Origin of the sequence: Kitasatospora sp. NPDC101155 (assembly GCF_044768305.1) — a bacterium.
GTDB lineage: Bacteria > Actinomycetota > Actinomycetes > Streptomycetales > Streptomycetaceae > Kitasatospora.
In genome coordinates this window covers 56,708-74,234 of record NZ_JBIWPN010000020.1, presented here as the reverse complement: position 1 = coordinate 74,234, position 17,527 = coordinate 56,708, and the positions used below count along the sequence as shown (strand labels likewise).

At 72.7% G+C, this 17,527-nt stretch carries 16 protein-coding genes; 10 read left to right on the top strand and 6 right to left on the bottom strand.

Annotation, left to right across the window (positions count from 1 at the left end):
* Nucleotides 1-529: 529 nt before the first annotated feature.
* Both ACIRYZ_RS27015 and ACIRYZ_RS27010 read left to right on the top strand, forming a co-directional pair.
* A complete protein-coding gene (locus ACIRYZ_RS27015) occupies nt 530-1,768 on the top strand; it encodes a family 2 encapsulin nanocompartment cargo protein terpene cyclase (protein WP_402948731.1) in 1,239 nt (412 codons plus the stop codon).
* Between the two features lie 85 nt (nt 1,769-1,853).
* Nucleotides 1,854-2,726 (top strand): geranyl diphosphate 2-C-methyltransferase, encoded by an 873-nt coding sequence (locus ACIRYZ_RS27010; protein WP_402948868.1) that lies wholly within the window; start codon nt 1,854-1,856, stop codon nt 2,724-2,726.
* Nucleotides 2,727-2,821: 95 nt separating this feature from the next.
* On the opposite strand, the gene ACIRYZ_RS27005 is transcribed toward ACIRYZ_RS27010, so the two are convergent.
* Entirely contained in the window at nt 2,822-3,472 is a 651-nt protein-coding gene (locus ACIRYZ_RS27005) for a dihydrofolate reductase family protein (RefSeq protein WP_402948865.1), read from the bottom strand.
* A 280-nt stretch (nt 3,473-3,752) separates the two neighbouring features.
* On the opposite strand from ACIRYZ_RS27005, the gene ACIRYZ_RS27000 reads away from it, so the two are divergent.
* The 6 genes from ACIRYZ_RS27000 (at nt 3,753) to ACIRYZ_RS26975 (ending at nt 9,444) form a co-directional block, all read left to right on the top strand.
* Nucleotides 3,753-4,823: a phosphatidylinositol-specific phospholipase C domain-containing protein gene (locus tag ACIRYZ_RS27000; RefSeq protein ID WP_402948728.1), complete on the top strand. Its 1,071-nt coding sequence runs from the start codon at nt 3,753-3,755 to the stop codon at nt 4,821-4,823.
* A gap of 21 nt (nt 4,824-4,844) precedes the next feature.
* Nucleotides 4,845-5,960 carry a DUF6183 family protein gene (locus tag ACIRYZ_RS26995; protein WP_402948725.1) on the top strand — a complete coding sequence of 372 codons (1,116 nt, stop codon included), beginning with the start codon at nt 4,845-4,847 and terminating at the stop codon, nt 5,958-5,960.
* A 110-nt stretch (nt 5,961-6,070) separates the two neighbouring features.
* Complete coding sequence (locus ACIRYZ_RS26990; RefSeq protein ID WP_402948722.1) at nt 6,071-6,460, top strand: ribonuclease domain-containing protein; 390 nt, start codon at nt 6,071-6,073, stop codon at nt 6,458-6,460.
* A gap of 121 nt (nt 6,461-6,581) precedes the next feature.
* On the top strand, nt 6,582-6,932 hold the full coding sequence (locus ACIRYZ_RS26985; protein WP_402948720.1) for a 5-carboxymethyl-2-hydroxymuconate Delta-isomerase: 351 nt from the start codon (nt 6,582-6,584) through the stop codon (nt 6,930-6,932).
* Nucleotides 6,933-7,186: 254 nt separating this feature from the next.
* Entirely contained in the window at nt 7,187-8,539 is a 1,353-nt protein-coding gene (locus tag ACIRYZ_RS26980; protein WP_402948717.1) for an MFS transporter, read from the top strand.
* Between the two features lie 56 nt (nt 8,540-8,595).
* Nucleotides 8,596-9,444 (top strand): SAM-dependent methyltransferase, encoded by an 849-nt coding sequence (locus tag ACIRYZ_RS26975; RefSeq protein WP_402948714.1) that lies wholly within the window; start codon nt 8,596-8,598, stop codon nt 9,442-9,444.
* Nucleotides 9,445-9,490: 46 nt separating this feature from the next.
* On the opposite strand, the gene ACIRYZ_RS26970 is transcribed toward ACIRYZ_RS26975, so the two are convergent.
* Both ACIRYZ_RS26970 and ACIRYZ_RS26965 read right to left on the bottom strand, forming a co-directional pair.
* Nucleotides 9,491-10,684, bottom strand: a complete 1,194-nt coding sequence (locus ACIRYZ_RS26970) for a CapA family protein (protein WP_402948711.1) — start codon at nt 10,682-10,684, stop codon at nt 9,491-9,493.
* Nucleotides 10,685-10,870: 186 nt separating this feature from the next.
* Nucleotides 10,871-12,244, bottom strand: coding sequence for an NAD(P)/FAD-dependent oxidoreductase (locus ACIRYZ_RS26965; protein ID WP_402948709.1), 1,374 nt, complete (start codon nt 12,242-12,244; stop codon nt 10,871-10,873).
* A 273-nt stretch (nt 12,245-12,517) separates the two neighbouring features.
* Here ACIRYZ_RS26965 and ACIRYZ_RS26960 point away from each other — a divergent pair, with 273 nt between their 5' ends.
* Nucleotides 12,518-13,159, top strand: a complete 642-nt coding sequence (locus ACIRYZ_RS26960; protein WP_393029239.1) for a DUF4360 domain-containing protein — start codon at nt 12,518-12,520, stop codon at nt 13,157-13,159.
* A 191-nt stretch (nt 13,160-13,350) separates the two neighbouring features.
* Nucleotides 13,351-14,982 (top strand): purple acid phosphatase family protein, encoded by a 1,632-nt coding sequence (locus ACIRYZ_RS26955; protein WP_402948705.1) that lies wholly within the window; start codon nt 13,351-13,353, stop codon nt 14,980-14,982.
* A gap of 42 nt (nt 14,983-15,024) precedes the next feature.
* Here the strand turns inward: ACIRYZ_RS26955 and ACIRYZ_RS26950 are convergent, their stop codons facing one another.
* From ACIRYZ_RS26950 to ACIRYZ_RS26940, 3 genes are read right to left on the bottom strand one after another with little or no spacing between them, the layout of a single operon-like run.
* Nucleotides 15,025-16,491, bottom strand: a complete 1,467-nt coding sequence (locus ACIRYZ_RS26950; protein WP_402948702.1) for a cytochrome P450 — start codon at nt 16,489-16,491, stop codon at nt 15,025-15,027.
* A 39-nt stretch (nt 16,492-16,530) separates the two neighbouring features.
* Nucleotides 16,531-17,148 carry a GTP-binding protein gene (locus ACIRYZ_RS26945; protein ID WP_402948697.1) on the bottom strand — a complete coding sequence of 206 codons (618 nt, stop codon included), beginning with the start codon at nt 17,146-17,148 and terminating at the stop codon, nt 16,531-16,533.
* Nucleotides 17,129-17,488 (bottom strand): DUF742 domain-containing protein, encoded by a 360-nt coding sequence (locus tag ACIRYZ_RS26940; RefSeq protein ID WP_380616703.1) that lies wholly within the window; start codon nt 17,486-17,488, stop codon nt 17,129-17,131. Before ACIRYZ_RS26940 ends, ACIRYZ_RS26945 begins: the two co-directional genes overlap by 20 nt.
* Between the last annotated feature and the right edge of the window lie 39 nt (nt 17,489-17,527).

Genomic DNA, 17,527 nt, shown 5'->3' with positions numbered 1-17,527 from the left:
ACGGAATGCCGCCAGCTCATCAGCCCGGGGTAGACAAGTGATCAACGCCGTGACCGGGCGGCGGCCGGGACGTTCGGATGTGCGACCAGCGTGTGGCGGGCGAACGCCGATGAGGTGATCTGCATTCGAACGGGCCCTGCCGCGACCGGCTCGATGCCGTCGACGGGTACGGGACGGGAGGTGGGTGCAGTCGGTTGACGCGAGATGAGGGCGGCTGGGGACGGCCGGTTCGGCCAGGGAGGCCGAGGTCTCGGGATGGATTGATGCATGACAGGGCCGGAGTCCAATGCCGTCAGCAAGAACGTTCACTCTATCGGGTGTAGAAGATCGTCCGTTGCGATCCGGAAGGCGCTTTCGCGCCTACGGTTGGGGATCGAGCGAGACGGGGCTCGCGGCGTGGAGTTCCCCTTCGCGGCAGGCGGGATGACGACCCGTCACATCGTGCGATCCCTCTCAGAGGAGGCTCCATGCCCCTGCGCACCAAACCGGATTCACTGCCAGCGGACGCTCTCGTTCCGGTGGTGGGCGCATGAGCAGCACCGCGATCGAGCGGATCCTGCGTGGGCCCAGTGGACTGGGCACCTCCGGGCTGCAGTTGAGGCCGCAGGCCCCGGCTGTGGAGGTCCCGGCGCCCGAGGCCCCGGCGGCGGCCCCGGCGTCCGAGGCAGTGATCCCCGACGTCCAGGCGCCGTCCGTCCCGGCAACCCCCGAGCTCCAGGCGTCGCCCCTGCCCGGGCCGCCGAACCTGGCGCCGGCCGCCGAGGCGCCGAGCGGGGGCAAGCCCAAGAGCGGCGACCCCATCCCCGGCCTCTACCACCACCCCATCGCCGAGCCCGACCCGGCCCGGGTGGAGGCGCTCAGCCTGAAGATCAAGGCCTGGGCGATGGACGAGATCGAGCTCTACCCGCCGGAGTGGGAGAAGGACTTCGACGGGTTCTCCACCGGGCGTTACATGGTGGCCTGCCACCCCGACGCGCCCAGCATCGACCACCTGATGCTCGCGGCCCGCCTGATGGTCGCCGAGAACGCGGTGGACGACTGCTACTGCGAGGACCTCGGCGGCTCGCCGATCGGCCTGGGCAGCCGCCTGCTGCTCGCCCACACCGCGCTGGACCCGCTGCACACCACGCCGGAGTACCACCCGGCCTGGGAGGCCTCGCTCTCCGAGGACGCGCCCCGGCGCTCGTACCGCTCGGCGATGGACTACTTCGTCCGCGCCTCCACGCCCTCGCAGGCGGACCGCTTCCGGCACGACATGGCGCGGCTGCACATGGGGTACCTGGCCGAGGCTGCCTGGGCCGAGACCGGCCACGTGCCGAAGGTGTGGGAGTACCTGGCCATGCGCCAGTTCAACAACTTCCGCCCCTGCCCGACCATCACCGACACCGTCGGCGGCTACGAGCTGCCCGTCGAGCTGCACGCGCTGCCCGCCATGCAGCGGGTGATCGCGCTGGCCGGCAACGCCACCACGATCGTCAACGACCTGTACTCGTACACCAAGGAGCTGTCCAGCCCCGGACTGCACCTGAACCTGCCGGTGGTGATCTCCGAGCGCGAGGGCGTCTCCCGCAAGGAGGGGTACCTGAAGGCGATCGAGGTCCACAACGAGCTGATGCACGCCTTCGAGGCCGAGTCGGCCGCGCTGGCCGTCGCCTGCCCGGTGCCAACTCTCCTACGGTTCCTGCGCGGTGTGGCCGCGTGGCTCGACGGCAACCACTACTGGCACCAGACCAACACCCACCGCTACGCGCTGCCCGATTTCTGGTGACCACCGTTCTCCGGCGACCCCCATTTTTCGGAAACCACCCGTTTCCGGTAACCACCCGTAAGAACACTGGAGTTGACCCATGTCCCTGACCGACGACATCATCACCCCCGGCGCTTCGATCCCCGGCCCGGCGACTCCCTACCAGGGCGACATCGCGCGCTACTGGGACCACGAGGCACGCCCGGTCAACCTGCGCCTGGGCGACGTCGACGGCCTGTACCACCACCACTACGGCATCGGCGCGATCGACCAGGCGGCGATCGGCGACGCGGCCGACAGCGAGCGCGAGAAGAAGGTCATCGCCGAGCTGCACCGCCTGGAGTCCGCCCAGGCCGACGTGCTGCTCGACCACCTCGGCGACATCCGGGCCGAGCACACCCTGCTCGACGCGGGCTGCGGCCGCGGCGGCTCGATGGTCATGGCCCACCAGCGCTTCGGCTGCCGGGTCGAGGGCATGACCCTCTCCACCCAGCAGGCCGACTTCGGCAACAAGCGCGCGAGCGAGCTGGGCATCGGCGAGTTCGTCCGTTCCCGGGTCGCCAACATGCTCGACATGCCCTTCGAGAACGGCTCGGTCGCCGGCTCCTGGAACAACGAGTCCAGCATGTACGTCGACCTGCACGACCTGTTCGCCGAGCACTCCCGGGTGCTGGCGGTCGGCGGCCGTTACGTGACCATCACCGGCTGCTGGAACCCGAAGTACGGCCAGCCGTCGAAGTGGGTCTCGCAGATCAACGCGCACTTCGAGTGCAACATCCACTCCCGCCGCGAGTACCTGCGGGCGATGGCCGACAACCGCCTGGTGCCGCAGGCCGTCATCGACCTGACCCCGGACACCCTGCCCTACTGGGAGCTGCGGAACACCACCTCGCTGGTCACCGGCATCGAGGAGGCGTTCATCGAGTCCTACAAGGACGGCTCCTTCCAGTACGTGCTGATCGCGGCCGATCGGGTCTGATCACTCTCTGATCGGGTCCTGGTCGGGCCCTGAGGCGACGGGCGGCCTCCCCGAGGGCGCGGGGAGGCCGCCCGCTTTCCGGTCAGGCCGTCCGGTCAGGCCGTCCGGCGGGTGAAGGTGAGGTGGGTGACACCGCTCGGGCTGCTCACCGCCTCGGTGTCGAAGCGCTGCTCCAGCCCTTCGAGCCCGGCCCACAGCGACTCGCCCCGGCCGAGTACGACCGGCACCACGACCACGTGCAGGTGGTCGATCAGATCCGCCTCCAGGAACGCCCGGACGGTGCGCGGGCCGCCGCCGATCCGCACGTCCAGGCCGCCGGCCGCCTCCCGGGCCTGCCGCAGCGCCTCCTCCGGGGCGGCGTCGATGAAGTGGAATACCGTGCCGCCCGCCATCTCCAGGCTGGGGCGCGGATGGTGGGTGAGCACGAACACGGGGGTGTGGAACGGCGGGTTCGCGCCCCACCAGCCCTGCCAGTCCTCGTCCTGCCAAGGCCCGCGCTGCGGGCCGAACTTGTTGCGGCCCATGATCTCCGCGCCGATGCCGTCGCCCCAGGTGCGGGCCATCGCGTCGTCCACCCCGGTGTCGCCGCCCTCCTGGCCGTGCATCCGCCGGAAGGTGCGGGTGCCGAAGAACCAGCGGTGCAGCCGGTCGGTGGCGTGCCCGAAGGGATTCTCCAGGCTCTGCCCCTCGCCGGTGCCGTAGCCGTCGAGGGAGATCGAGAAGTTGTGGACCCGGACCAGGGACATGAGGTACCTCCGCTGCTCGGTGTTCTTCGGACGGCTCTTCACACGGCTCTTCGTCGTGCTGCTCGCGAGCCACGCTAGCGCGCGGATACGACGCTCTGACGCTCCGTCACGGCCGGGCGCGGCGTGGTGGGTGCGGCGGGTTCGAGGTCGGGGCGGAAGTGGTGAAGCCGCCACGCTATTGTCGTGCCTTCTTCACGAGGAGCACGCCCTACAGGGCGATGCTTCCTCCGGCGGCCCGCACGGGCGGCCGACACGACCGACTCCCGGGGGAACGATTCCGATGACCGTACGCCGTACCCTGGCCGGCCTCCTGACGGCAGGCCTGCTCGCCGCCGCGGCGGCCGTCGTCCCGATCGGCGCGGCGGATGCCACCGAGTCCGGCACGGGCGACCTGCCGTTCGGCTCGGCGACCACCGTCGGCCTGCACAACACCTACGACCCGGCCGCCTACCCGTACCTCGCCCAGGGGCTGGACACCGGCACCGGGATGATCGAGCTGGACCTCTGGACCGACGTCATCACCAAGGAGTGGAAGGTCAGCCACTCCAACCCGCTCGGCAACTCCAACAACTGCACCGCCGCCGACACCTCCGCCCAGCTCTACACCGGCGGCACCAACAAGAACCTGGAGCACTGCCTCGACGACATCCGGGTCTGGCTCGGCGCCCACCCGGCGGCCGGACCGCTGGTGGTCAAGCTGGAGCTGAAGGGCGGCTTCGCCGCCAACCTGGGGATGGGCCCGGATCAGTTGGACGCGCTGATCGCCGCGCACCTCGGCGACCGGGTGCTGCGCCCGGCCGACGTGCTGGCCAAGCCCGGCGGCGGCTCGTACGCCAGCGTCGACGAGGCGGTGCGGGCCGGCAACTGGCCGACCCGCTCGGCGCTCACCGGGCGGGTGCTGCTCTACGCGATCCCCGGGACGGTGGAGGAGCACAACCCCTTCGACACCCTGCACACCGACGTCGAGTACGGGCGGCACCTGCGCGACCTGGCGGCGGCCGGCCGGATCGGTCAGGCCCAGCTCTTCCCGGCCGTGCACGGCGCGGCGGCCGGCGACCCGCGCGGCAAGTACACCGGCGCGGACGCCGGGATCCGCCCGTGGTTCGTGGTCTTCGACGGTGACGCCGCCGCCTACCTCAACGGCATCGACACCGCGTGGTACGACCGCTCGCACTACCTGCTGGTGATGACGGACGCCCAGAACGTCACCCCGCAGATCAGCGCCACCAGCCCGACCGTCGACCAGGCGTGGGCCCGTACCGGGCAGCTGGCCCGGGCGCACGCCAGCATCGTGTCGAGCGACTGGCGCAAGCTCTCGGCGGTGCAGTCCCAGGTGCTGCCGCGCGGCTGACACGCCGTAGGCTTCGCCCCCGTGGCGAAGACGATCGAGCAACTGGTGGCCGGCCTGGCCGGGTCGTACGAGGTGGGCGAGGTGTGCCGGCTCCTCGATGCGCACCTGGCGGGCGGCGACACGGCGTACCTCGCGGAGTTCGGCGCCGCGCTGAACGCCCGCTTCGGCTCCGGACGGGCCGGCGCCGAGCACCGGTACCTCTTCGACCGGATCCTCTGGGACGTGGTCACCCGGCCCGGGCGCGTGCACGTCGAGCGCGCGCTCGGGCTGGGGCTGGCTACCCGCTCACGCAGCGGGCGCCCGGTGCGCCGGGCCGCCGCCGTGCTGGCCGAGCATCAGCGGCCGTCCGCGCTGGCCGGGGTGTTCGAGGCCGCCCCCGATGACGCGACCGCACCGGAGGAGCTGCGGGCCTGCCTGCTGCACGAGCTGGTGCTGCGCGGCGCGCCGGTCGCGAAGCTGCCCGAGGCGCGGGCCTGGGCGGAGGCCTCGCCGTACTGGGCGGAGCACCCGCTGGCCTGGCTGCCCTGGGCACTCGACCCGCTGGAGGGCACGCCCGGCTTGCCGCACTACTGGCGCGGCGGGGTCAGCTACGGTCGGCCGTACGGGCTGCCGAAAGGTGCCCCGCTCGGCGGCCGCGCCGGTGTCCCGGTCGAGGTGGGGGAGGAGGAGCCGGGGCTGACCGCCGCGGTGGAGCGCTGGGCCCGGCGGCACAACGGGCGGGTCGAGGCGGCGGTGTTCGACGCCGACGGTCCGGTCGCGCCCGAGGCCCTCCCCGGGACGCTCGCCGCGCTGCCGTTGGACTGTGTCGAGGACCCGGTGGTCGTCCCGACCACGGCCGCGGAGGCCTGGCGCCAGCTCTTCGGCGCCGCCTCGACCGGGGGCGGCGGCGAGGCCGGCTGGTGGTACGGCGCCTACGGTCGGCTGGCGGCCTGGCGCTCGCTCGCGGCCCTGGCGGGCGCGGGGCCGGACGCCTCGGCGGCGGAGGTGGCGCGGCGGGCGGCGGACTGCGCCTGGTACGGCTTCACGGCGGGCGGCGAGTGGTTCAACGGGGACGACATGGACCTCGGCTTCGCCGTACTCGATGCCGGGCGCCGTCGGCTGGCGGTGCTGGCCGCCACCGACTACGACGGTGGCTGAGAGTGGTTCGCTGACCTGCTCAAGTCCGCAATGGGTACCACGAGTTGACTGGAGATGAAGACTCTGAACGGGGCTTCCGGAGGGCCCCGGGGCTCGCCGTCCTGGGTGGCATGACCCGAACTCTACGCGCGTGGAAGCGTGCTGCCGCCACCGCCACCGTCGCCCTGGTCACCCTCGCGCCCGTCGCCGTCGCCACCGAGGCGCACGCCGCGGTGAGCGGCAAGGTGTGCCTGTCCGCCCTGCCCTCCCAGGCCCGGACCACGCTCAACCTGATCGCCAAGGGCGGGCCGTTCCCGTACCGCCAGGACGGCGTGGTGTTCAAGAACAAGGAGCACGTGCTGCCGTCCCAGCGCTCCGGCTACTACCACGAGTACACGGTGGTGACCCCCGGTGCGCCCACCCGTGGTGCCCGCCGGATCGTCACCGGCCAGCGCTACCGCGAGGACTACTACACCGGCGACCACTACGCGACCTTCCGTCAGATCGACTTCGGCTGCTGACGCGGCTGTTACGTCACCAGGATCCCGGTCTGCTCGGCCGGGGCCCGCTGCCGCTCCCGGGCCCGGCGGCCGGGCAGGGTAGGGTCGGCGGAGCCCGGCCGCACTCCCCGGGAGGAAACCCGTGCCGCAGATCCTGGTCGACCACTCGGCCGAACTCGCCCTCGACCAGGCGGGCCTGGCCGCGCATTTGCACCAGGCGATCGCCGGGGTGATCGACACCACGGTGGCCGAGTGCAAAACCGTCTTCCGCCCCACCGGGGGCCACACGGTCGGTGACGGCACGAGCGACGAGGCCGTGGTCCTGGTCGAGGTCAAGATCCTGGCCGGCCGCACCACCGAGCAGCGCGCCGAACTGACCGCCCGGGTTCTCGCCGTTCTGCAGGCCGGCATCACCGTACCGGCCGCGATCGGCGTACAGGTCACCGAACTCGACCGCGACACCTACCGCTTCGTCCACCACCCTGGCCGCTGACCGCCCCGGACTCCCGGCCCTCGCGGTCAGCGGCCGGGTTCAGGCGCCGGGTTCAGCGGCCGGGATCGCGACCACCGCGCCGGCGCTGCGGCGGCGACCGTGATTCCGTACCCGCCCGAACGCCCGTCCGGGCCCCGCCCGAAGGCCCGGCCGGGGCCCACCTCGAACACCCGGCCAGGGCCCGCCCGGCACCCGCCCGAACGAGCCCGCCGCACCCGATTCCGCCGCCCGTCGAACGGTGCCATGCTGGCGCCATGGCAGATCGCATCGAAACCGCTCCCGCCCGTGACGCGGCACAAGCCGGGAGCCGACGACGGGAGTTGGCGGCGGCGACGGTGGGGTCCGTGGTCGAGTCCTTCGACTGGAACATCTACGCCGTGCTCGCGCCGTACTTCGCCGCGGACCTCTTCGGCCACGGCAAGGGCGGCGTCAGCGGGGTCCTCGGCGCGTACGCCACCTTCGCGGTGGGCTTCGGGGCCCGGCCGGTCGGCTCGTACCTGATCGGGCGGCTCAGCGACACCCGGGGACGGCGGTTCGCGCTCAGCCTCGGCATGGTGGTGATCGCCGCCGCGAGCCTGGGCATCGCCCTGCTGCCCGGGCAGCGGTCGATCGGCGCCTGGGCGGCGGTGCTGGCGGTCGCCGCGCGGGTGGTGCAGGGGCTCGCGTTCGGGGGAGAGGCGCCCAGCGTCGCCGCGTACGTCACCGAGACCGCCCCGCCGCGGCACCGCTTCGCGTTCAGCTCGGTGTCCTACGGCGGGATCATCCTCGGCTCGCTGCTATCCTTCGGCGTGCTCACCCTGCTGATCCACACCATCGGCAAGTCCGGTCTGGAGCACGGTGGTTGGCGCTGGGGCTTCGTGGTCGCCGCACTGCTCGGCCTGGGCGCGGTGTGGGTGCGGCGGGCGGCGCCGGAGAGCGCCGAATTCCACCGCGCCCGCGCGCGGGCCGAGGTGGACGGGCGCCCGCCGTTCCTGCGGATGCTCGGTGAGCACCGCTGGGCGGTGCTCACCGTCTTCCTCAACACCCTCGGCGGCACGGTCGGTTACTACTTCGCCCTGGTCTACCTGCCGCAGTACGCCGCCGCCTACCACGTGATCGACAAGGAGCAGGCGGCCTCCTTCATGACCGTGGTGCTGGGCGTGGTGCTGGTCACCATGCTGCTCACCGGCGCGGCCGCCGACCGCTTCGGCCTGCTGCCGGTCGCCCGGCTCGGCTTCGGGCTGCCGATCCCGCTGGTCGGGATCCTGCTGGCCGGGCTGCGCGCGGGCTGGCTGCCGTTCCAGGTCGTGGCCGTGCTGCTGGGGATGCTGGTGGCGACGGTGCTCGGCACGCTCAACGTCTTCACCGGCCTGCTGTTCCCGACCGAGGTCAGGGCGGTCGGACTCGGCGTCGTCAACGCGGCCACCATCGCCGCGTTCGGCGGCACCTTCCCGCTGCTCGCCGAGTGGCTGGGCCATCACAACGGGCTCGGAGTGATCCCCGGCTACGTCACGGTCTGCACGGCGGGACCGGCGTTGGCCCTGCTGACGGCCATGCGGGTGCCCTCGTTCGCCTCCGCCGTGAGGGGGGCGGACGCGGATGTTCGGCGCGCACCGGGAACCGCCTGACGGACGATCACGTCGTGTGGTTGAGTGGACCGGACCAACGCCGAACGGGGGGCACAGTGGACAGCTACGAACCGGACAGCTGGCTGACGGAGGCCGAGTTCGACCAGCCGCCGCAGGTCGACCTGCGGACGGACCGGGCGCACTCGGCCCGAGTCTACGACTACCTGCTCGGCGGCAAGACCAACTTCCCGGCGGACCGCGAGGTCGCCGACCGGCTGCTCGCCGACCTGCCCGGCGCCCGCGACGGCGCGGCCGCGGCCCGCGCCGTGATGCACCGGATGGTCCGCCGGCTGGCCGGTGAGCACGGCGTGCGCCAGTTCCTGGACGTCGGCACCGGCATCCCCACCGCGCCCAACCTGCACGAGATCGTCCAGGCGGTCGACCCGTCCTGCCGGGTGGTCTACGTGGACAACGACCCGATCGTGCTGGCCCACTCGCGGGCGCTGCTCACCAGCACCCCGGAGGGCCGCACCGCCTACGTCGAGGGCGACCTGCGGGACCCGGAGAAGTTCCTGGCCGACCCGGGGGTGGCCGCCACCCTTGACCTGGGCGAGCCGGTCGCGCTGACGCTGATCAACATCGTGCACTTCCTCTCCGACGAGGCCGCGCACCCGCCCGTCCGCCGGCTGCTGGACGCCCTGCCCGCCGGCAGCTTCCTCGCGCTGACCGCCGGCACCGCCGACAACGCGCCGGACCAGGTCGCGGTCGGCTCCCGCCGCTACGCGGAGGCCGGGATAGAGGTCCATGTGCGCTCGCGCGCCGGGGTGGAACGATTCTTCGCCGGGCTGGAACTGGACGACCCGGGCGTGGTCCTGATCCACGAGTGGCACCCGGAGCTGGGCGAGCCCTCGACCGTGGCCGCCGACGAGGTCTCGGTGTACGGCGGGCTGGCCCGCAAGCCGTAGGCCGGTCCGGAGCCGCCACGGCCGTCAGGGCCGGAGAGGGCGGCTGTTACGGCTGGGGGGACGGCGCCATGGCGAGCCCCGCCGACCCGGCGCCGCGGCTGAGCACCACCGTACGGATGTGCTCCAGCGCGCGGGCCCAGTCGGCGCGGCCGGGGTTGCGGCGGACGGCCTCGCGCAGGTCGAGTACCCGGTAGGGCGGGCCGAGGTCGGTGATCTGCGGGACGAACTCGGCCCGGCCCACCGTCCAGCGCTGCCCGGGTCCGGCCGGCGGGCTGACGGTGAAGCGGGCGATGGAGCTCCAGTTGCCGCGCGGGTCCTCGGCGCCGTCGTAGGTGAACATGTGCCCGGCGAGCTGGTCGCCGAGGCCGTAGACCGTCCAGGTGTCGTTGATCTTCTCGTAGGCCTGCGGGATGTGGGCGTGGGTGCCGAGGATCAGGTCGATGTCGGGGCGGCCCGCGCCCTGCCCGGCGGCGGACAGCTCGCGGGCCAGGGTGAGCTGCTGGTCGTTCGGGGTGTCCTGCCACTCGGTGCCCCAGTGGATGCTGACCACCACCAGGTCCGCGCCGTTCGCCCGGGCGGCGCGGGCGTCGGCCAGGATCCGGTCCCGGTCGATCAGGTTGACGGCCCAGGGCTGGTCCTTGGGCAGCGGGATGCCGTTGGTGCCGTAGGTGTAGGCGAGTTGGGCCACCGTCGCGCCGCCCGTGCGCAGCAGCGCCGGCCGTCCGGCCTCCTCGGCGGTACGGGCGGAGCCGGTGTGGGCGAGGCCGACGGCGTCCATGGCGTCCAGCGTGCGGCGGATGCCGGCCGGGCCGTCGTCCAGGGTGTGGTTGGACGCGGTGTCGCAGGAGCGGTACCCGGCGTCCTTGAGCGCCTTGGCCACCTGCGGCGGGGACTTGAACGAGGGGTACCCGGTGTACGGGCCGCCGTTGGCGCCGTAGACCGTCTCCATGTGGCAGATCGCCAGGTCCGCGCCGCTGATCAGCGGTTTGACGCCGGCCAGCATGGCGGTGAAGTCGTAGCCGTCGCCGCCGGCGTCCTCCTTGGCCTGCTGGATGATCTCGGTGTGCGGCAGCACGTCGCCGGTGGCCACCAAGGTGAACGCCTTCGGCCCGGTCGGGGTGGGGGTGGCGCCGTCCGTGGTGGGGGCGGGCGGCTCGGGTGACTGCGGGGCGCCGCAGCCCGGGAGGGCGAGCAGCAGGGTGAGGGCCGTGGCGGCGGTCCGCCGGCGGGGCAGGGACATCGTCGGCTCATCTCAAGATCGGACGGTATGACCAACCATCCGACTATGCGGGCCCCCGTCGTCCGGACCGCCGCCCCCACGCCCGCAGGTCACCCGGGGAGCCCCGCCGCCGTGCTCCCGACCGGGACACCCTGGGGTGCCCGGTCCGGGCGTGTCCTGCGGGACACGCAGGACACGCCCTACCGCTCAGGCCGGGATGAGCGCGTCCCACTGGTCCCGGGTCGGCCCGTCGAGCTGCGGCGAGAAGTCCGGACGGGCGTCCAGCCAGGCGGTGACGTGCCGGTCCACCTCCTCGGAGCCATAGGCCTCCTCGGCCGATCGCACGAGGTGGCGGACCTGGGCCCGGGCCCGCATGACGACGGGGTCCTCGAAGGCGCAGGCGGCCGTGGCGGCGGCCCGTCGGTCGGGGGGCGGTGCGTCCTCGGTGAGGCGTCGCTCGGTGGCGCGGTCGGCCGCCACCTGCGCGTCGAACAGCGGGCGGAGGTGCTCGGCGGTCCAGGCGTGGTAACCGGTCGGGTCCGCGGCGACCTCGTCGGCGTGGGCGCCGAGGTACTGGGCGGTGCGCAGGGCGAGCGCCGCGCCGTGGCCCAGGGTGGGGTTGGTGTGCATGAGGCTGTCCCCGACGTTGACCAGACCGGCGACGACGGGTCCGTCCCCGTCGACGAGGGAGGTCCAGCGGTTCTCCAGGCCGGCCATCGCCAGGACGGCGGACCGCGGTTCCGGGTCCAGGTCGAGCCAGGCGGCGCAGGCGGGGAAGCGGCGGGCGACGGCCTCGAACACGTCGGGGTCGGTGAGCGCGCCGCGGGTCGGGTCGCCCGTGGAGAGCACCACGTTCACCGCGAAGGTGTCGTTGTCGGACGGGAAGATCCCGGCGAGCGCGAAGGCCGCGGCCGAGCCGTTCTGCACCTGGCCCGGGTCGCGCGGGCCGTCGGCCCGCAGCCGGTACCAGCGGCTCAGGTAGGCGATCCCGGTGCGGTGGCTGTCGACCACGGCCGGTCGGCAGCCGGCCGCGACCAGCCAGCCGGGAACCGGCGAGCGGCGGCCGGCGGCGTCGACGACGAGGTCCGCGAGCTGCGTCTCCCCGCCCACCCGCACCCCGGTGACCCGGGCGGGGCCGCCCTCCTCGATGACCAGACCGCTCACCCGGACGCCTCGCCGCACCTCGACGGCGGGTTCCCGCCGTACGGCCGCGGTCAGGGCGGCCTCCAGGACGATGCGTCGGGTGCGCAGGGTGACGAGTTCGTCGTCGCCGTCCCGGTGTGGCGGATGCTCACCGAACCAGTCGAAGTCGTGGTACTCCCGGGCTCCGCGGGCCAGCAGGTCCGCGTAGACCTCCGGGGCCTCGGTGTGCAGCACGGTGCGCACGGGGGCGAGGAACGAGTGGGGCTGGACGGCCTGCGGGACCCGGGGTCTTTTCCAGTCGTAGAAGTCCTGGTCCGGATCGTCTCCGACCTGCCGTGCGTCCTGTTCGAACAGCGTGACCGTATGGCCCCGCCGACCGAGCATGAGCGCCGTTCCCAGCCCGCCGATACCCCCGCCGACCACCGCAACCCGCGCCAACTGAAGCTCCCCTTCGCGTCGTGTTGCGGACGGAGCCTAGCGTTTGGTGATCTTCGGCCGCGAATCGGGTCGCCTCGGCGTCCGGCACACCGGCAGGTCGTCGGGGTGTTCGCTGTCGTCGCACCCCCGAGGATTCGGTGACCATGCGTCACCCCCTGTACACGGTGCGCTCGATGTGCTGACATATCCACGTCAATTCCAACGGGGTCGCGCGTGCAGCCCGAACCGGCGCCACGCCGTCCCCGGCTCCGTGGACGATCGAAGGGGAAGCCCATGCTGCTCCGCACACTGGCCGTCGCGACCGCGGTCTCCGCCACGCTGGTCGGCACGTCGACCTTCGGCGGCGACTCGCTCCCGACCCCGCCGGACCGGATCGTCATCGACGTCGCGACGGTCAACGGCTCCGGCTGCCCGGCGGGGACGGCCGCGGTGGCCGTGTCGCCGGACAACACCGCCTTCACCGTGACGTACAGCAGCTACCTCGCCCAGGTGGGAGTGGGCTCGAAGCCGACCGACTTCCGGAGGAACTGTCAGCTCGACCTGCGCGTGCACGTCCCCCAGGGCTTCACCTACGCGATCGCCTCCGCCGACTACCGCGGCTTCGCCCACCTGGAGGCGGGGGCGACCGGCATCCAGCGGGCCGGCTACTACTTCCAGGGCGATCCCGGGACCACCTACCGGAGCCACCGCTTCGACGGTCCGACGGACGACAACTGGCAGGTGACCGACACCGTCGACGTCGCCGCCCTGGTCTTCGCCCCCTGCGGAGAGGAGCGCAACTTCAACGTCAACACCGAACTGCGCGTCGGCGCCGGCACCTCGGACCCGGCGCACACCACCAGCTTCATGACGATGGACTCGACGGACGGCAGCATCAACACCGTCTACCACCTCGCCTGGAAGCAGTGCCCCTGATCCCCGATCCCTGATTCCCCGACCCATGGGCCCGTCCCGGCCCCGGCGGAGCCCCGGCCGCCGGGGCCGGGGCGTGTTCGTATCCGTACTGCCGCGAGGACATGAGCAACCGTCAGAAAATCGATCGCCTTTGCATGCTCATGTCGCTAAAGTGCTGCGGTTCACAGCCCCCACACGGCAGACGGAGCGCCATGACGATCGCACGCAGGTCCATCCTCAAGGGCACGTCGGCGGCCGGAGCCGCGCTGGTCGCGGGCGGCGCGGCCGCCCAGCCGGCCGCGGCGGACGATCCGGCACCGAGCCCCCTGCTGCAGACCACCCCGCACCGGGTCGGGGCGCCCAGCGTGAGCGGAGTGCACCTGCAGTTCGGCACGGACCCCTCTGCCGAGATGACCGTCTCCTGGATCACCCCGCAGTCCGTCCGCCGCCCGCTGGTCCGGCTCGGCTCGCCGGACGGCGGCCACGGCCGGGTCGTCGAGGCCGAGACCCGCACCTACCGCGACGCCCTCGGCAAGGACGAGGTGTACGTCCACCACGCCCGGCTCACCGGACTGCGCCCGGCCACCACCTACCTGTACACCGCGGGCCACGACGGCGCGAGCCCCGAGAGCGGCAGCTTCACCACCGCCCCGCGCGGCCGGGCACCCTTCACCTTCACCAGTTTCGGCGACCAGGCCACCCCCAACCTCCGCCGCCAAATCGTCTTCCCCGACGGCATGCCCTCACCGCTCGGCAAGTACCCGGTGTACACGAGCAGCCAGATCGGCTCCCCGCACGCCGCCGACATCGTCGCCGCCGTCGAACGCGTCGGCCCGCTGTTCAACCTGATCAACGGGGACCTCTGCTACGCCTCCTACAGCGGCCGCCACGGCCAGAGCCGCACCGCCACCTGGGCCGACTGGTTCATCAACAACAGCCGCTCCACCCGGCTGCGCCCGTGGATGCCCTGCGCCGGGAACCACGAGAACGAGAGCGGCAACGGCTCGATCGGCGCCCTCGGCTACCAGACCTTCTTCGCTCTGCCCGACTCCGCCGCCGACCGCGACGAGGAGACCCGGGGCATGTGGTACGCCTTCACCGTCGGCTCGGTGCGCTTCATCAGCCTCGCCAACGACGATGTGGCCATCCAGAACTCCGGCGAGACCTATCTGCGCGGCTACTCGGGCGGCGCCCAACAGCGCTGGCTCGAGCGGGAGTTGCGCACGGCCAGGAGCAACCGGGCGATCGACTGGATCGTGGTCTGCATGCACCACCCGATGATCTCCAGCTCCAAGCACGGCTCCGGCAGCGACCTCGGCGTGCGCGAGGCCTGGGGGCCGCTGTTCGACGCCTACGGGGTCGACCTCGTGGTCAGCGGCCACGAGCACTACTACGAGCGCTCCCACCCCGTCCGCGGCACCCTGCCCAACGACACCCGCACCCCGGTGCCCACCGGCACCGACCCCGGCCTCGCCGACACCGGCCGGGGCACCGTCCACATGGTCATCGGCGCCGGCGGAAACGCGGCCACCACCCAGGACGACCTGTTCGACCGGCCCCAGGGCCGGGTGGTCGTCGGCCTGGAGGACAAGCCCGCCCCGGGCGCCCCCTACCGGGAGTCGATCTGGCTCACCGAGGACGCGCCGTGGGCGGCCTACCAGGACCGCGTCCACACCCACGGCTTCGCCGCCTTCGAGGTCGACCCCGGCGACCGGCGCGGCGGCACCACCACGATGCGGGTCACCTACTACACCTTCGAGGGCCCGCACGGGGACCTCACCCCGGTGGACACCTTCACCCTGCACCGCCGCCGCACCGACGGCGAGAGCGGCGACGAGGACTGAACCCGGGCGGGCGGCGGCAGGGTGACCACCGCCCGCCCGGGTTCAGCGTCGGAAGAAGCCCGTCAGCGCGTCCCACCAGCTGCGTCGCTGCGCCGGAACGGCCGCCGCCGGCGGAGCCGATGCGGCGGCCGCCGCCCGCTCGGCGGCCTGGAGCTCCTCCTCCGCCCGGGCGGCCCGCTCCTCCGCCGCCCGCTCCGCCTCCGCCACCGACTCCGGGTCCGGCTCGATCTCACGCGGGGTGAACTCCACCGGCAGCGCCGTCAGATGGCGGGAGATCCAGGCCGAACTCCAGGTCAACTCCTCCTCGGGGACGGCCAGTCGGAGATCCGGAAGCAGGCTGAGCAGGATGTCGATCCCGGCCTCGGCGACGTGCCGTCCGATGTCCTGCCCGGGGCACTCGTGCGGTCCGGCGCCGAAGGACAGGTGCGAGCGGTTGCCGTACAGCGGGGTGGCCAGATCGGGCCGGACCACCGGGTCGACGTTGCCCGCCGCCAGGCCGAGCAGCAGGAAGTCCCCGGCCTTGATCTGCTGCCCGCCGAGCTCGGTGTCGGCGGTCGCGCAGCGCCCGGCCACCAGCGACATCGGCGGGGAGTCCCAGAGCACCTGGTCCAGCGCCTCGCCCAGGGTCATCTGACCGCCGGACAGGTGGGCGCGGAAGCGCGGGTCGGTGAGCACCATCTTCAGCGAGTCGGCGATCAGGTTGACGGTCGTCTCGTTGGCCGCCAGCAGCACCACCCGCAGGTGTTCCATCACCTCGTCGTCGGTCAGCCCGGCCGGGTGCGCCAGCAGCCGACTGGTCAGGTCGTCGCCGGGGTGGTCGCGCTTGACCGCGATGGTTCGGCGCAGGCTCGCCACCACGTACTCGTTGCTGGCGATCGCCGTCTCGCTGCCCTTCATCAGGTCCCGCGCGGCGTCCACCAGTTGCGGCCCGTACTCGTCCGGCATGCCGATCAGCTTGGTCATCACCAGCATCGGCAGGTGCTCGGCGAACTGGGAGATCAGCTCGGCCCGGCCGGTGGTGCCGACCACCTGGACGAGGTCGGTGGTGAAGCGGCGGACGTGGCGGCGGACGCCGCGTCGGTCGAAGCCGTTCAGGCCGTCCAGGACGGCGCCGCGCAGTCGGCGGTGCTCCTCGCCGTCCGCGAACACGCAGATCGGCTGCCAGGCGACCACCGGCAGCAGCGGGGAGTCGGCCGGGACCTCGCCGTTGCGGAAGGCGCTCCAGAGCCGGGAGTCGCGGGAGAACAGCGAGGGGGTGCGCATCGCGGTGATGTTGGCGCCGTGGCCGAGGATCAGCCAGACCCGGTGGTCGCCGTGCAGCAGCACCGGGGCGACCTCGCCGTACTCGGCGCGCAGCTTCTCGTAGAGGCCCGCCGGGTCGGCCTCGGCTTCCGGGCCGTACAGGCGCCGCAGGCCGCCGGGGCCGATCGGCTCGATGTCCCGGCCGTGGGCCGGGCAGCCGGGCGGCGGGACGGGGGCGGCTGCGTCGTCGGGGAACGGGGTGGTCACAGGATCTCCGGTCACGAGGTACGGAAGGGAGCGGGGGAGTCAGCCCACGCGTGGGGCGGCGAGTTCGTACAGGTACCGCATCAGCGTCATCAGGGTGTCCCGACTGGACTGGCGGCTGCGCGCGTCGCAGGCGACGATCGGCACGTCGGCCGGCAGGTCGAGCGCCTGGCGCAGCTCGTCGAGCGGGTAACTCGGCGCCTCCGGGAAGCCGTTGACGGCCACCACGAAGGGCACGCCGCGGTCCTCCAGCCGCCCGATCACCTCGAAGCTGACCTCCAGCCGGCGGGTGTCCACCAGCACCACGGCGCCGAGCGCCCCTTCGAACAGGCCGTTCCAGAGGAACCAGAACCGCTCCTGCCCGGGGGTGCCGAAGACGTACAGCACGAGCTTGTCGCTGATGCTGATCCGGCCGAAGTCCATGGCCACCGTGGTCGAGGTCTTGCGTTCGACCCCGGTCGGGTCGTCCACGCCGACGCCGGCCTGGGTCATGGTCTCCTCGGTGGTCAGCGGGCGGATCTCGCTGATCGAGCCGACCAGGGTGGTCTTGCCGACGCCGAAGCCGCCGACGATCACCACCTTGACCGCCGTGGTGACGGTGTCCGGCAGCAGGTCCGCGCTCGCCGGGCCGACGACCGTGTCAGAGCCGCTGAAGTCCATGGATCACCGCCTCCAACAGGGCACGGTCGGGGAGTTCCGCCGCCGGGACGGCGGCGCGGGCCTCGATCAGCCCGTCGTCGAGCAGGTCCGCCAGCAGGACGATGACCACGCTCGTGGGCAGTTCGAGGTAGGCGGAGACCTCCGCCACCGAGAGCGGGGAGCGGCACAGCCGCAGGATGGCCGCGTGCTCGGGCTGCATGGCGGGGGTCGGCTCCGCCCGGGAGACGATCAGGGTGACCAGGTCGAAGACGCCCGGCCCGGAGGGGCCGCTGCGGCCCCGGGTGATCACGTAGAGGCGGTCGGGCTCGGGTCCGTCCCAGCCGCCCTGGTCGGCCGTCATGTCACCGCCTCACTGCGCTCGTTCATGTGTCCACCCCAC